The sequence below is a fragment of the Pantoea sp. GM_Pan_4 genome, from assembly GCF_026541005.1.
In the GTDB taxonomy this organism is placed as follows: Bacteria; Pseudomonadota; Gammaproteobacteria; order Enterobacterales; family Enterobacteriaceae; genus Pantoea; species Pantoea dispersa.
Genome location: NZ_JALNUZ010000002.1, coordinates 506,705 through 521,782, shown reverse-complemented (window position 1 = coordinate 521,782; position 15,078 = coordinate 506,705). Strand labels below are relative to the sequence as shown.

General features: G+C 56.8%; 10 protein-coding genes. 5 read left to right on the top strand and 5 right to left on the bottom strand.

Annotated elements, in window-relative coordinates; translation table 11 throughout:
- The first annotated feature begins 47 nt into the window (after positions 1–47).
- The 4 genes from OXR61_RS08425 to OXR61_RS08410 all read left to right on the top strand — a co-directional run bounded on the left by OXR61_RS08425 (position 48) and on the right by OXR61_RS08410 (position 4,587).
- A complete protein-coding gene (locus OXR61_RS08425; RefSeq protein WP_021507530.1) occupies positions 48–1,202 on the top strand; it encodes an iron-containing alcohol dehydrogenase in 1,155 nt (384 codons plus the stop codon).
- 11 nt (positions 1,203–1,213) lie between these two features.
- Positions 1,214–2,098, top strand: coding sequence for a dihydrodipicolinate synthase family protein (locus OXR61_RS08420; RefSeq protein ID WP_021507531.1), 885 nt, complete (start codon positions 1,214–1,216; stop codon positions 2,096–2,098).
- Between the two features lie 174 nt (positions 2,099–2,272).
- Positions 2,273–3,226 carry a phosphoglycerate dehydrogenase gene (locus OXR61_RS08415; protein WP_021507532.1) on the top strand — a complete coding sequence of 318 codons (954 nt, stop codon included), beginning with the start codon at positions 2,273–2,275 and terminating at the stop codon, positions 3,224–3,226.
- A 41-nt stretch (positions 3,227–3,267) separates the two neighbouring features.
- Positions 3,268–4,587: an MFS transporter gene (locus OXR61_RS08410; protein ID WP_021507533.1), complete on the top strand. Its 1,320-nt coding sequence runs from the start codon at positions 3,268–3,270 to the stop codon at positions 4,585–4,587.
- Between the two features lie 39 nt (positions 4,588–4,626).
- Here OXR61_RS08410 and yacL read toward each other — a convergent pair whose 3' ends face one another.
- Together yacL and acnB are read right to left on the bottom strand one after the other, a co-directional pair.
- Positions 4,627–4,989 (bottom strand): protein YacL, encoded by a 363-nt coding sequence (yacL, locus tag OXR61_RS08405; RefSeq protein WP_031279698.1) that lies wholly within the window; start codon positions 4,987–4,989, stop codon positions 4,627–4,629.
- A 168-nt stretch (positions 4,990–5,157) separates the two neighbouring features.
- Positions 5,158–7,755, bottom strand: a complete 2,598-nt coding sequence (acnB, locus tag OXR61_RS08400) for a bifunctional aconitate hydratase 2/2-methylisocitrate dehydratase (protein ID WP_141496256.1) — start codon at positions 7,753–7,755, stop codon at positions 5,158–5,160.
- A 766-nt stretch (positions 7,756–8,521) separates the two neighbouring features.
- Here acnB and OXR61_RS08395 point away from each other — a divergent pair.
- Positions 8,522–8,668 (top strand): Hok/Gef family protein, encoded by a 147-nt coding sequence (locus tag OXR61_RS08395; RefSeq protein WP_021314460.1) that lies wholly within the window; start codon positions 8,522–8,524, stop codon positions 8,666–8,668.
- A gap of 148 nt (positions 8,669–8,816) precedes the next feature.
- On the opposite strand, the gene lpdA is transcribed toward OXR61_RS08395, so the two are convergent.
- From lpdA to aceE, 3 genes are all read right to left on the bottom strand, one after another.
- On the bottom strand, positions 8,817–10,241 hold the full coding sequence (gene lpdA / locus OXR61_RS08390) for a dihydrolipoyl dehydrogenase (protein WP_021507536.1): 1,425 nt from the start codon (positions 10,239–10,241) through the stop codon (positions 8,817–8,819).
- Positions 10,242–10,415: 174 nt separating this feature from the next.
- On the bottom strand, positions 10,416–12,308 hold the full coding sequence (gene aceF / locus OXR61_RS08385) for a pyruvate dehydrogenase complex dihydrolipoyllysine-residue acetyltransferase (protein WP_021507537.1): 1,893 nt from the start codon (positions 12,306–12,308) through the stop codon (positions 10,416–10,418).
- Positions 12,309–12,322: 14 nt separating this feature from the next.
- On the bottom strand, positions 12,323–14,989 hold the full coding sequence (aceE, locus tag OXR61_RS08380; RefSeq protein ID WP_021507538.1) for a pyruvate dehydrogenase (acetyl-transferring), homodimeric type: 2,667 nt from the start codon (positions 14,987–14,989) through the stop codon (positions 12,323–12,325).
- Between the last annotated feature and the right edge of the window lie 89 nt (positions 14,990–15,078).

Genomic DNA, 15,078 nt, shown 5'->3' with positions numbered 1-15,078 from the left:
TTGAGCAAACCTAATCATAATGTGCAAAACCGTTATAAGGGCATGACATGAATATCAACAGCACCGTGATCAGTGGCTATCTGGCTCTGAACGATCTCAGCTATTTACTGCAGGATAAGCAGAAGGCGTTGCTGGTCACGGATAAAAACATTCTGGGTATTCCGGCGGTGCAGGCGCTTGTCGCCCGGCTGCAGCAGCAGATCGCCAGCCTGAGCCTGGTTGATACGGTGCCGCCCGAACCGAGCCAGCATGATGTGGCGGCGATTGTTGCGGCGCTGCCGCATGGCGACGTCGATCTGGTGATAGGCATTGGCGGCGGCAGCGTGCTGGATGTGGCGAAGCTGCTGTCCGTGTTGTGCGTGGCCGATGCGCCAACCCTGACGGCGCTGCTGGCCGGTGAGAAGCCGCACACGCGTACCGCTTCTTTACTGATCCCGACCACGGCCGGCACCGGCTCGGAAGCCACGCCCAACGCCATCCTTGCCATTCCGGAGAAAGAGACCAAGGTCGGTATTATTTCGCCGGTGATGCTGCCGGACTACGTGGCGCTGATTCCGGAACTGACCACCAGCATGCCGGCGCACATCGCCTCGTCGACCGGGATTGATGCGCTGTGCCACCTGATTGAGTGCTTCACCGCCACCGTGGCCAATCCGGTGAGTGATAACTATGCGCTGATCGGCATGAAAAAGCTGTTCGCCAGCCTCGAAAAGACCCTTGCCGAACCGGACAACCTGGAAGCACGGCTGAATATGTTGTGGGCGTCCTACTACGGCGGAGCGGCGATCGCCCATGCCGGGACACACCTGGTGCACGCCATGTCGTATCCGCTGGGCGGCAAGTATCATCTGCCGCACGGCGTGGCCAACGCCATTCTGCTGGCGCCGTGCATGCAGTTTGTGCGTCCGGCGGCGGTGAGCAAGTTCGCGCAGGCCTACGATCTGCTGCCGGATGCCGATAGTGCACTGGATGAAGAGGCCAAATCGCACGCGCTGGTGGCCTATTTCGCCGCGCTGGTGCAGCGCCTTAAACTGCCGGCCAGCCTGGAAGCACTGGGTATCGGGCCGGATCATCTGCCGTATCTGGTCGAAGCCGCGCTGGACGTGCAGCGCCTGATGAAGAATGTACCGATGAAAGTCAGCGCCGACGATGTGCGCAACGTCTACCTGACGCTGTTTCCGGCGTTAAATCACTCAGCATGAGCGGGGAAATCATGAGCAACACCATTCAGGGCGTACTGACCGCCATCGTCACCACTTTTGATCGCGACGGAGCCTACAATCCTGCCGCGCAGCGTGAACAGATTCAGCGTCAGCTGAGCGCCGGCAACGGTATTTTCTGCGGCGGCACCAACGGGGAGTTTTTCGTGCTGAACGAGCAGGAGAAGCTGGCGGTGACCGAGACCTGCGTCGACGAAGTAAACGGCAGCGCACCGGTGGTGGCGCACATTGGCGAGATCTCGACGCGTGAGACTATCCGGCTGGGCAGGCAGGTGGCAAAGCTGGGCGTGGATGCCGTCTCGGTGATCACCCCTTACTTTGTCCCGCTTAAACAGGAAGAGCTGATTGATCACTACCGTGCCGTGGCCGACGCCCTCGACGTCCCGCTGTTTCTCTACAACATTCCGGCGCGCACCGGTAATACGCTGCTGCCGGAAACCGTGCGCACGCTGGCAGCGCATCCCAACATCATTGGCATCAAAGACAGCGCCGGCAGCTACGAAAGCCTGAGCGGCTTTCTGCAGGCAGCGGCAGGTATTGCGCATTTCAACGTGCTGAACGGGCCGGATTCACTGATTCATCAGGGCTTCGTCGATGGCTGTTCCGCCTGTATTTCCGGGCTGGCTAACGTGGCGCCGAAAGAGATTAACGCCATCTGGGCGCGCTTCCATGCCGGTGACATCGCCGGATCGCGCGCCGCTCAGGAGAACGTCACCGGCCTGCGTACCGATCTCTACAGCATTGGTTTTTCCCCGGCGGCGGTGAAAAAAGCCGTGGCGCTGCTCGGCTATGAGGTCGGCGACAGCCGCTATGCGGTGCGCTTCTCTGCGGAGGAAGAGCAGAAGATCCGCCAGATCGTGAATCAGTATTTGCAGTAAAGCCAGTAAATTCAAAGCACTTACCGCACGCAGCTGTGGTAGCGGCGCGATTCATCGCGCAATACAGGCGCCGCTACACACCCCTGCCGCCATCAGGGTTAGGGTTAATCTGACGGTGGCGGGGCGGATTCAGGCAGCGATGGCTGCTGTTATTAACACCGGGACGCATTTGCTATGAAAGTCATCTGTACCTCACCTTCGTTCGCCCGCTACGACGCCGCGCCGATCGACACACTTCACCAGCAGGGCTTTGAGCTGATTACGCTGCCCGCCGACGCACCGCTCAGCGCGCTGGCGCCGCATCTCGCCGACACCGTCGCCCTGATCGTGGCCTTTACTGAGGTTAACGATGCGCTGCTGTCGCTGGCACCGCAGCTGAAAATTGTCTGCAAGCACGGCGTGGGCGTCGATAACATCGACCTCGACGCGACGCGTGCGCGCGGTATTTACGTGACGAACGTGCCGGACGCGAACAAACACGCGGTTGCCGATTTCGCCTTTGCGCTGATTCTCAATAGCGCGCGCCAGATCACCACCGCCGCAATAGAGACCCGCGCCGGCCACTGGCCACGCATTTTTGCCACCGACGTCTACGGCAAAACGCTCGGCATCATCGGTCTGGGCAATATCGGTAAGCAGGTGGCACTGCGCGCTAAAGGCTTCAATATGCGCATCCTCGCCTTCGATTTTTACCCCGATGACGCCTTCGCCGCCGAACACGGCGTGACGTTTGTCAGCCTCGATCAGCTGACGGAGCACAGCGACTTCATCACCTTACATATGCCGCTCACCGACCAGACGCAAAACCTGTTCGACGCTGCGCGCCTGAAGCGCATGAAGAAGAGCGCGTTTCTCATCAACGCGTCACGCGGTGGCGTAGTGAATGAGCAGGATCTCTACCAGGCATTGCAGGATAACGTGATTGCCGGTGCGGCGGCGGATGTCTTTGTGCAGGAGCCGCTGGCGCAGCATCCGCTGTTCACCCTGAGCAACTTTATCCCCACGGCGCACCTTGCCGGTTATACCGACGGTGCTATCAGCGCCATCGGCGAACGCTGCGTGACGCAGATTGTGCAGTGTATCAAACAGGGCGAACGCCCGATGAATGTCATGAACGGGCTGGCCTGACGCCGCCCTCCTCTGTCACCCTTTTCGCGTGGATAATGATTATGACCAACACCGCACGCTCAACACGCATCAGATGGTGGATCGCCGGCCTGATGTGGCTGGCCATTGCCATTAACTATATTGATCGTACCGTACTCTCTGCCGCCGCACCGCACCTGATCACCGAGCTCGACATCAATCCGGAGATGATGGGCTTTATCATGGCGGCGTTTTTCTGGTCTTATGCGCTGTTGCAGATCCCGGCAGGCTGGTTTGCCGACCGCTTCGGCCAGAAAAAAGGCCTCGGTATCGCTGTCGGCTGGTGGTCGATTGCCACCATGGCGATGGGGCTCGCCACCGGCTTTAAATCGCTGCTGGCGCTGCGTCTGGCGCTCGGCGTGGGTGAAGCGGCGGCTTATCCCAGCAACGCCGGTATTACCGCGCGCTGGTTCCCGGATCGCGAGCGCGCCACCGTTTCCGGCCTGTTCGACAGCGCATCAAAATTTGGCGGGGCCGTCGCCATGCCGCTGATCGTCTTTATGATCGCGCTGTTCGACTGGCGTCTGACCTTTCTGGCAATTGGTGCCGTCGGGCTGATTTGGGTCATCGCCTGGTACTTCATTTATGCCGAGAACCCGGAAGACCATAAAGCGATCAGCGCCGATGAAGTGCGCCTGATCCGCGATGGCCAGGCGCAGAAGCACGGCGATAAGAACGTGCGGCCGATGAAGTGGTACAAGCTGCTGCGCTACCGCAACATCTGGGCAATGTGTATTGGCTTCTTCACCATCAATTACACCTCCTACTTCTTTATCACCTGGCTGCCAACTTACCTGGTGAAAGACAAAGGGATGGATTTCCTGAAAATGGGCATGGTGGCGGCGCTGCCGCTGATCTGCGGCATGGTGATTGAAGTGCTGGCGGGCTGGGCGTCGGACCGTATGGTGCACAAAAAAGTGCTGTCGCTGACCGCCACGCGCAAGCTGTTCCTGACGATTGGCCTGCTGATGGCGCTGTGCATCGGGTTCGCGCCGTTCACCGATTCCGTGTTCATGACGGTGCTGCTGCTGTGTATTGCTAAGTCCGGCACCACCGTCGCGGCATCTCAGGTGTGGGCGCTGCCGGGCGATGTTGCGCCCACCAACAGCGTGTCAATTGTTGCCGGGCTGCAGAATACCGTCTCCAATATGGGCGGCGCGGTCGGGCCAATCATTACCGGCGCTATCGTTGGTGCCACCGGCCACTTTACCTGGGCGCTGGTGTTCTCGGCGGTGCTGGTAGTGATCGGAATCCTTAACTACCTGTTCCTGCTCGGCAAGGTCGAACCGATTGTGGATGAGGAACCTTTATCCCACGCCCGTTCCGCCATTAACGGCGTGTAACCTGCGCAACGACAGTGGCGCCCCGGCTGCGGGCGTCCGTTAACGGCCGGCCATAAACCGGCGATAAGCAGCAATCACCGCAAGAAAATCCTCCACGCCGCAGAACGACAGGCTCTCCTCATCGTAATAAGTCATGCCCTCTTCCAGGCCGTCATCCTCTAACGCCAGCTGATTGGCGCGGATCATCACCTCTTCCTCATCCAGCCACAGCGTATATTCGTGCCCGACGCGCTGCCACTGCTGCTGTGTGCCTTTGACTGCACGCACCGCGGCTTCGACTTCATCCAGCAGCGCAAAGTTCTCTTTCACCTCTTCATTGAACCAGTGCCCCACCGCTTCGTGGTCCATCGACATACGCACCCGGACCTGACCGGTCACGTCACGCAGAAATTCATATTCCATGTTGGCCTCATACCAGTGGCGCGCCAGACGGCACGCTTTCGTGCATTTTGTGCGCAGCGCGCGCAAGAAAGTGGGATCGCGCTCGCATTATGCCTGGAGACGGCGAGGGAAAAAAGCGCATAAAAAAAGGGACGATGCGCTCGTCCCTTTTTCACTGGCAGGCGTATTTTACACCGCGGTCTGGAAAATCACTCCGTCCGCTTTTTCGGTGTACTGGCCCAGCTGATCAAAGTTCAGGTAGCGGTAGGTGTCGGCAGCGGTTTTATCCACCTGCACCATAAACTGCTGATACTCGTCCGGCGTAGGCAGTTTACCCAGCAGGGAAGCGACCGCGGCCAGCTCGGCTGATGCCAGGAACACGTTGGCACCGGTACCCAGACGGTTCGGGAAGTTACGGGTCGAGGTGGAAACCACCGTCGCGCCGTCTTTCACGCGCGCCTGGTTACCCATGCACAGTGAACAGCCCGGAATCTCGATACGCGCACCGCTCTTACCAAAGACGCTGTAGTAGCCCTCTTCTGTCAGCTGCGCGGCATCCATCTTGGTTGGGGGCGCCACCCACAGGCGGGTTGGCAGCTGGCCTTTGTGCGCGTCCAGCAGTTTACCTGCCGCACGGAAGTGACCAATGTTGGTCATGCACGAACCGATGAACACTTCGTCGATCTTCTCGCCCTGCACGTCAGACAGCCAGCGCGCGTCGTCCGGATCGTTCGGCGCACACAGGATTGGCTCTTTGATTTCCGCCAGATCGATTTCGATCACCGCTGCGTATTCCGCATCGGCATCGGCTTCCAGCAGTTGCGGATCGGCCAGCCATTTTTCCATGCCCTGAATACGGCGCTCCAGCGTACGACGGTCGCCGTAGCCTTCGGAGATCATCCACTTCAGCAGTACGATGTTGGAGTTCAGATACTCGATGATCGGCTCTTTATCCAGCTTGATGGTACAACCCGCCGCAGAACGCTCGGCCGAGGCATCGGTCAGCTCAAACGCCTGCTCAACTTTCAGCTTCGGCAGACCTTCGATTTCCAGCACGCGACCGGAGAAGATGTTTTTCTTGCCTTTCTTCTCAACGGTCAGCAGGCCCTGCTTGATGGCGTACAGCGGAATCGCGTGCACCAGATCGCGCAGCGTGATGCCCGGCTGCATTTCGCCTTTGAAGCGCACCAGCACTGACTCCGGCATATCCAGAGGCATTACGCCCGTCGCCGCGGCAAACGCCACCAGACCAGAGCCGGCCGGGAACGAGATGCCAATCGGGAAGCGGGTGTGTGAGTCACCGCCGGTGCCGACGGTATCCGGCAGCAGCATACGGTTCAGCCAGCTGTGAATCACGCCATCGCCCGGACGCAGCGAGACACCGCCACGGTTCATGATGAAGTCCGGCAGCGTGTGGTGTGTGGTGACATCGACCGGCTTCGGATAAGCGGCAGTGTGACAGAAGGACTGCATCACCAGATCGGAGGAGAAGCCCAGACACGCCAGATCTTTCAGTTCATCACGGGTCATCGGACCGGTGGTGTCCTGAGAGCCGACCGAGGTCATTTTCGGTTCACAGTAGGCGCCAGGACGAATCCCTGCCACGCCGCAGGCGCGGCCCACCATTTTCTGCGCCAGCGAGTAACCACGGTTGCTTTCAGCCACATCTTTGGCTTTGGTGAACACATCGCTGTGCGGCAGACCCAGCGACTCACGCGCTTTGGTGGTCAGGCCGCGACCGATAATCAGCGGAATACGGCCACCGGCGCGCACTTCATCCAGCAGCACGTCAGTTTTCAGCGCAAAGGTCGCCAGCAGTTCATTGGTCTCGTGATTGCGTACTTCACCCTTGTAAGGGTAAACGTCAATCACATCGCCCATGTTCAGGCGCTCAACGTCGAGTTCGATCGGCAGCGCGCCGGCATCTTCCATGGTGTTGAAGAAGATCGGCGCGATTTTACCGCCGAGGCACAGACCGCCGCCTTTTTTGTTCGGCACATACGGAATGTCGTCACCCATGAACCACAGCACTGAGTTGGTCGCGGACTTACGTGAAGAACCGGTACCAACCACGTCACCGACATAAGTCAGCGGGAAGCCTTTCTGCTGCAGTGCTTCAATCTGTTTGATCGGGCCAACGTTGCCAGCATCGTCGGGTTCGATGCCGTCACGTGGGTTTTTCAGCATCGCCAGGGCGTGCAGTGGAATATCCGGACGTGACCATGCATCCGGCGCCGGAGAGAGGTCGTCGGTGTTGGTTTCGCCGGTCACTTTGAACACGGTGGTGGTGATTTTTTCTGCCAGCTTAGGACGCTTGAGGAACCATTCTGCATCAGCCCAGGACTGGAGGATTTTCTTCGCGTGGGGATTACCCGCTTTGGCTTTCTCTTCGACGTCGTAGAAGTTATCGAACATCAGCAGCGTGTGGGACAGTGCTTCAGCGGCAATCGGTGCCAGGGCCTCATCGTCAAGCGCCTCGATCAGCGCATGGATGTTGTAGCCGCCCTGCATGGTGCCCAGCAGTTCGACTGCTTTTTCACGAGTGACCAGAGGAGAGTGGGCTTCGCCCTTTGCGATAGCTGCCAGGAATCCGGCTTTTACATACGCCGCTTCATCAACACCCGGCGGGACACGGTTGACCAGCAGGTCAGTCAGGAATTCTTCTTCACCCGCTGGCGGGTTTTTCAGCAGTTCAACCAGCGCGGCCATCTGGGAAGCATCTAACGGCTTAGGTACGATTCCCTGGGCAGCACGCTCGGCAACGTGCTTACGGTATTCTTCTAGCACGACGTTCTCCTCGCTCTCATTGTATAGCTTTCCGGTGCACCTGTTGATGCTGTCAAACAGTAGGGTGAGGTGCCCGGTTCTGCGTCGGCCAGCATAGCAGGATTTCGGCTGATTGTTAATCCGTTTACAAAAAAGCAACATCCGCGCGTTATTTAGCAGATTTGTCTGCGCTTTGCGCCAGAAGAGAAGCCAGAGCGGCTCTGGTAGTGCCTGTTCGCGCCTGTGCCGGTAGCCAGTGGAGCCAGGTTTTAGCGCGTAATTTGTTGCATCCGGCCCTCACACAGCGAATCCATAACCTGCAATCCCCTTTCAGGCCGGTTCATTCACTTTTGGTTATGTGCTAATGCGCTTGCACTAAACGGCTACCCTTCAGCTTCCCGCACACGTTTTCCTGAGGAAAAATTAATACCACATCACCTGATAAATATTGAACGTGATGCCTTGCGCGTATTTAATTAATTATCAACGCAGTGCCGGTTTAAATTAACCTTTAAACTTAGTCACTCAATTAAAATACACCCTTAAAAAATAACTGCGATTTAAAAAAGAGATAAAAAAATAAAAGAGGAAATGATAAATAAATAGCGTAGACTGCCTGCGGGCGCTTGAGGCTATCTGCCTTAAGATCTGCAAAAGAAATTGAGGTGGATGGTGGAAGGTGAACCGTGCGATTAATTTTCATTAACCGCACGGGTGAGCCACTACCCTACACCCAGACAGTGTCAGGGTAATGGCTTGCTCGTGCTAATGCAAGGAGTAAGTGATTATGAAGGTGAAATTCAGCACGCTGATTATCAGCGGGCTCATCCTGTTAGGTTTATGCCTGGCAAATCGCAGTTCACTGTGTGAATTACGATTGCGGATATTCGCGGCTGAATTATCGGCTGTCATGGCTTACGAAGCACAACAGTAAACTTCAATAGCGGAGGGTCTCCTCCGCTATTCCGGCATCGTTAACGTGTTGCTCCTGCGCCCGCTTTTATCTATTCAACTTACGTTTTCGATTAATAAAAAAACGGCTCCTTACAGGAGCCGTTAATTAACCTAAGCCTCAGGCGAAATTATTTCTTTTTCGCTTTCGGATTTGGCAGGTCAGTAATGCTACCTTCAAACACTTCCGCCGCCAGGCCAACCGATTCGTGCAGGGTTGGGTGCGCGTGGATGGTCAGCGCGATATCTTCGGCATCACAACCCATCTCGATAGCCAGACCGATTTCACCCAGCAGCTCGCCGCCGTTGGTACCGACAATCGCGCCACCAATAACACGGTGCGTCTCTTTGTCGAAGATCAGTTTGGTCATACCGTCTGCACAGTCAGACGCGATAGCACGGCCCGATGCCGCCCACGGGAAGGTGGACACTTCGTAGCTGATGCCTTTCTCTTTGGCTTCTTTCTCGGTCAGACCCACCCAGGCCACTTCTGGCTCGGTATAAGCGATAGAAGGGATCACTTTCGGGTCGAAGTAGTGCTTCAGACCGGAAATCACTTCTGCCGCCACGTGACCTTCGTGCACGCCTTTGTGAGCCAGCATTGGCTGACCGACGATGTCACCGATAGCATAGATGTGTGGCACGTTGGTGCGCATCTGTTTGTCGACGCGGATAAAGCCGCGATCGTCCACTTCCACGCCTGCTTTACCAGCATCCAGACCTTTACCGTTCGGTACACGGCCAATCGCCACCAGCACTGCGTCGTAACGCTGTGGTTCAGCCGGCGCTTTTTTACCTTCCATTGATACGTAGATACCGTCGTCTTTCGCTTCTACCGCGGTGACTTTGGTTTCCAGCATCAGGTTGAATTTCTTGCTGATACGCTTGGTGAACACTTTCACCACGTCTTTATCGGCGGCCGGGATCACCTGGTCAAACATCTCGACCACGTCGATCTCTGAACCCAGCGCATGGTAGACGGTACCCATCTCCAGACCGATGATGCCACCGCCCATAACCAGCAGACGCTTCGGAACTTCTTTCAGCTCCAGCGCATCGGTAGAGTCCCACACGCGCGGATCGTTATGTGGAATGAAAGGCAGTTCGATTGGACGCGAGCCTGCAGCGATGATGGCGTTGTCGAAGTTGATGGTGGTTGCGCCACCTTCCCCTTCTACCACCAGCGTATTGGCGCCGGTGAATTTACCCAGACCGTTGACCACTTTCACTTTGCGGCCTTTCGCCATGCCAGCCAGACCACCGGTCAGCTGAGTGATGACTTTCTCTTTCCAGGTACGGATTTTGTTGATGTCAGTCTGCGGCTGGCCAAACACGATACCGTGCTCTTCCAGAGCTTTAGCTTCTTCGATGACTTTCGCCACGTGCAGCAGCGCTTTTGACGGGATACAGCCGACGTTCAGACAGACACCGCCGAGGGTGCTGTAGCGCTCTACCAGTACGGTTTCCAGACCTAAATCAGCGCAACGGAAGGCTGCAGAGTAACCTGCAGGACCTGCCCCAAGTACCACGACTTGAGTTTTAATCTCTGTACTCATCATGACCTCTTGTTAGATTGCCGGCGGTCAAAAGCGACCCTTTCCCAGGCTCTTGATGCCCTATCTCCACCGGGACATTTCACCGCGAGAGTTTACAGAATTGTTAACAAACTGCCAACCGCGGCAACTCCGAATGCTTACAACAAGGCCGGCATTTGCCGGCCTCGATTAACGTCACATCACCAGACGGCGAATATCAGACAGCATATTGTTAATGATGGTGATGAAGCGCGCACCATCCGCACCGTCGATGACGCGGTGGTCGAACGACAGCGAAATCGGCATCATCAGGCGCGGAGCGAACTCTTTGCCGTTCCACACCGGCTCCATCGCCGACTTAGACACCCCGAGGATAGCCACTTCCGGCGCGTTAACGATTGGCGCGAAGTGCGTGGTGCCGAGGCCGCCAAGGCTGGAGATGGTGAAGCAGCCGCCCTGCATATCGCTGGCGGTCAGTTTGCCATCACGCGCTTTCTTCGACGTCGCCATCAGCTCACGCGACAGCTCAGTGATGCCTTTCTTGTTCACGTCTTTGAACACCGGAACCACCAGACCGTTTGGCGTATCGACCGCCACACCGATGTTGATGTACTTTTTCAGTGTCAGCTTCTGGCCATCTTCCGACAGCGAGCTGTTGAAACGTGGCATCTGCTCCAGTGCCGCGGCGACCGCTTTCATGATGAACACCACCGGGGTGAACTTCACGTCCAGCTTACGCTTCTCGGCTTCCGCATTCTGCTGCTTACGGAACGCTTCCAGATCGGTGATATCGGTTTTGTCGAAGTGGGTCACATGCGGAATCATTACCCAGTTACGGCTCAGGTTAGCGCCCGAGATTTTCTGGATACGACCCAGTTCCACTTCTTCGATTTCACCGAACTTGCTGAAGTCCACTTTCGGCCATGGCAGCATGCCCGGAATACCGCCGCCTGCGGCCGCAGCCGGTGCCGCTTCAGCGCGTTTCACCGCATCTTTCACGTAAGCCTGCACGTCCTCTTTGAGGATGCGACCTTTACGGCCGGTGCCTTTGACTTTCGCCAGGTTAACACCGAACTCGCGCGCCAGGCGACGAATCACCGGCGTGGCGTGCACGTAAGCATCGTTTTCAGCAAATTCGCTCTTCGCATCGGCTTTCGCCGCTGCTGGCGCAGGTGCAGCAGCCGGTTTGGTTTCTGCAGCTGGTGCGGCTTCCTGTTTCGCTGCTGGTGCCGCAGCAGCCGGCGCAGCGCCTTCTACTTCGAACACCATGATAAGCGAACCGGTGCTGACTTTATCGCCGGTAGCCACTTTCAGCGCTTTAACCGTACCGGCAAACGGCGCCGGAACTTCCATTGACGCTTTATCGCCTTCCACCACGATCAGTGACTGCTCAGCCTCAACTTTATCGCCTACTTTGACCAGCACTTCGGTGACTTCCACTTCGTCGCCGCCGATATCCGGGACGTTAACGTCTTTGGCACCCGCAGCCGCGGCTGGCGCGGAGGCCGCCGCTTCTTTCACGGCAGGTTTGGCAGCCGCTGCTGGCGCCGCGCCTTCGGCTTCAAAGATCATGATCAGTGAACCGGTGTTCACCTTGTCGCCCGTGGCGATTTTGATCTCTTTCACCACACCGGCAAACGGTGCAGGCACTTCCATGGAGGCTTTGTCGCCTTCGACGGTGATCAGCGATTGCTCAGCCGCCACTTTGTCGCCCACTTTAACCAGAATTTCGGTGACTTCTACTTCGTCGCCGCCGATATCCGGTACGTTAACGTCTTTCGCTTCGCTGGCGGCAGCCGCAGCAGGTGCGGCTTCCGCTGGTTTCTCTTCGGCGGCCGGTGCCGCAGCAGCTGCACCTTCGGCGTCGAAAATCATGATCAGTGAACCGGTATTCACTTTGTCACCGGTCGCGATTTTGATCTCTTTGACCACGCCGGCCTGCGGCGAAGGCACTTCCATCGAGGCTTTATCGCCTTCCACGGTGATCAGCGACTGTTCGGCTTCAACCTTGTCGCCCACCTTGACCAGAATCTCGGTGACTTCAACTTCGTCTGACCCGATATCCGGTACGTTAATTTCGATAGCCATTACTCTCTTACCTCTTAAGCCAGACGCGGGTTAACTTTATCGGCATCGATGTTGAATTTCGCGATCGCATCCGCCACCACTTTCTTCTCGATTTCGCCGCGTTTAGCCAGTTCACCCAGGGCTGCAACCACTACGTATGACGCATCCACTTCGAAGTGGTGACGCAGGTTTTCGCGGCTGTCTGAACGGCCGAAACCATCGGTACCCAGCACGCGATAATCGCTGGCTGGCACGTAGCTGCGAACCTGCTCTGCGAACAGCTTCATGTAGTCGGTCGATGCCACCGCCGGCGCGTCGTTCATCACCTGAGCGATGTACGGTACGCGTGGAGTCTCCGTTGGGTGCAGCATGTTCCAGCGCTCACAATCCTGACCGTCGCGTGCCAGCTCGGTGAACGAGGTTACGCTGTAGACGTCAGAACCGATGCCGTAATCCTTCGCCAGGATCTGTGCCGCTTCGCGCACGTGACGCAGGATAGAACCTGAGCCCAGCAGCTGCACTTTGCCTTTGCTGCCTTCTACCGTCTCCAGCTTGTAGATACCCTTACGGATACCCTCTTCCGCACCCTGCGGCATCGCAGGCATGTGGTAGTTTTCGTTCAGCGTGGTGATGTAGTAGTAAATATTTTCCTGCGCTTCGCCGTACATACGTACCAGACCGTCATGCATGATGACTGCCACTTCGTACGCGTAAGACGGATCGTAAGAGATACAGTTCGGGATAGTCAGCGACTGAATGTGGCTGTGACCATCTTCGTGCTGCAGACCTTCACCGTTCAGCGTGGTACGACCGGACGTGCCGCCCACCAGGAAGCCGCGCGCCTGCTGGTCGCCTGCCAGCCACATCAGATCGCCGATGCGCTGGAAACCAAACATCGAATAGTAGATGTAGAACGGAATCATCGGCAGGTTGTTGGTGCTGTAAGAGGTCGCCGCCGCCAGCCAGGAAGACCCTGCGCCCAGCTCGTTGATCCCTTCCTGCAGAATCTGGCCTTTCTCGTCTTCTTTATAGTAAGCAACCTGCTCACGGTCCTGCGGCGTATACTGCTGGCCGTTCGGGCTGTAGATACCAATCTGACGGAACAGACCTTCCATACCAAAGGTACGCGCTTCGTCCGCGAGGATCGGCACCAGACGATCTTTGATCGACTTGTTCTTCAGCATCACATTCAGCGCACGCACGAAGGCGATGGTGGTAGAGATCTCTTTGCTCTGCTCTTCCAGCAGCGCACTGAACTCTTCCAGCGCCGGCATTTCCAGCTTTTCGCTGAACTCAGCCTGACGGGTTGGCAGATAGCCACCCAGCTTCTCGCGCTGGCCGTGCAGGTAGTTGTACTCTTCTGAGCCTTTTTCGAAGGTCACATACGGCAACTGTTCGATCTTGTCGTCAGCCACTGGCACGTTGAAGCGATCGCGGATGTAGCGAACGCCATCCATGTTCATCTTCTTAACCTGGTGCGCGATGTTTTTACCTTCCGCAGTGTCACCCATACCATAGCCTTTGATGGTATGCGCCAGGATCAGCGTTGGCTGACCTTTGGTCTCCTGCGCTTTCTTCAGTGCCGCGTAGATTTTCTTCGGATCGTGACCACCACGGTTCAGGGCGAAGATCTCTTCGTCTGACCAGTCTTTCACCAGCGCTGCGGTCTCCGGGTATTTACCGAAGAAGTGCTCGCGCACGTACGCACCGTCACGTGATTTGAAGGTCTGATAGTCGCCGTCAACGGTTTCGTTCATCAGCTGAATCAGCTTGCCGCTGGTATCTTTCTTCAGCAGCTCGTCCCAGCGTCCGCCCCAGATCACTTTGATCACGTTCCAGCCAGCACCGGCAAAGATGCCTTCCAGCTCGTTGATGATCTTACCGTTACCGGTGACCGGACCGTCGAGACGCTGCAGGTTACAGTTGATGATGAACACCAGGTTATCCAGCTTCTCACGGGTAGCGATGGTGATCGCCCCTTTGGATTCTGGTTCGTCCATCTCGCCATCGCCAAGGAAGGCGTAAACGGTTTGCTTAGAGGTATCTTTCAGGCCGCGGTGTTCCAGATATTTCAGGAACTTCGCCTGATAGATGGCGTTCAGTGGGCCGAGACCCATCGACACGGTCGGGAACTGCCAGAAGTCCGGCATCAGTTTTGGATGCGGATAGGAAGAGAGACCGTTGCCGTGGACTTCCTGACGGAAGTTGTTCATCTGCTCTTCAGTCAGACGTCCTTCAAGGAACGCACGCGAGTAGATGCCCGGAGAAATGTGGCCCTGGAAATAGACCAGATCGCCGCCATCCTGCTCGCTACGCGCGCGGAAGAAGTGGTTGAAGCACACTTCATAAATGGTGGCAGAAGACTGGAAAGACGACAGGTGACCACCCAGCTCCAGATCTTTCTTCGACGCACGCAGAACCGACATAATGGCGTTCCAGCGGATTGCGGAACGGATACGACGTTCAAGAGAGGTGTTCCCCGGATATTCCGGCTCATCTTCGACCGCAATGGAGTTGATGTAGTTGCTGACGGCATTGCCGCCCGCTGCCACTTTCACACCGCCTTTGCGTGCAGCACTCAATACCTGATCAATCAGATACTGCGCGCGCTCAACACCTTCTTCACGGATGACCGATTCGATCGCCTGTAGCCAGTCACGAGTTTCGATCGGATCCACGTCATTCTGTAAACGTTCTGACATGGGGTGTATTCCTTATCTGTGTCTAATACGTTGAATTATCAGGAGCCTGTCTGCTTGTGCTTTGCTTCTGATTCACAGCACAAGAAGAC

What these genes read in the sequence shown, in the direction of transcription:
- OXR61_RS08425 (WP_021507530.1), top strand. Translation starts at nt 48, where the DNA reads ATGAATATCAACAGCACCGTGATCAGTGGCTATCTGGCTCTGAACGAT.
- OXR61_RS08420 (WP_021507531.1), top strand. Translation starts at nt 1,214, where the DNA reads ATGAGCAACACCATTCAGGGCGTACTGACCGCCATCGTCACCACTTTT.
- OXR61_RS08415 (WP_021507532.1), top strand. Translation starts at nt 2,273, where the DNA reads ATGAAAGTCATCTGTACCTCACCTTCGTTCGCCCGCTACGACGCCGCG.
- OXR61_RS08410 (WP_021507533.1), top strand. Translation starts at nt 3,268, where the DNA reads ATGACCAACACCGCACGCTCAACACGCATCAGATGGTGGATCGCCGGC.
- yacL (WP_031279698.1), bottom strand. Translation starts at nt 4,989, where the DNA reads ATGGAATATGAATTTCTGCGTGACGTGACCGGTCAGGTCCGGGTGCGT.
- OXR61_RS08395 (WP_021314460.1), top strand. Translation starts at nt 8,522, where the DNA reads ATGAAGGTGAAATTCAGCACGCTGATTATCAGCGGGCTCATCCTGTTA.
- lpdA (WP_021507536.1), bottom strand. Translation starts at nt 10,241, where the DNA reads ATGAGTACAGAGATTAAAACTCAAGTCGTGGTACTTGGGGCAGGTCCT.
- aceF (WP_021507537.1), bottom strand. Translation starts at nt 12,308, where the DNA reads ATGGCTATCGAAATTAACGTACCGGATATCGGGTCAGACGAAGTTGAA.
- aceE (WP_021507538.1), bottom strand. Translation starts at nt 14,989, where the DNA reads ATGTCAGAACGTTTACAGAATGACGTGGATCCGATCGAAACTCGTGAC.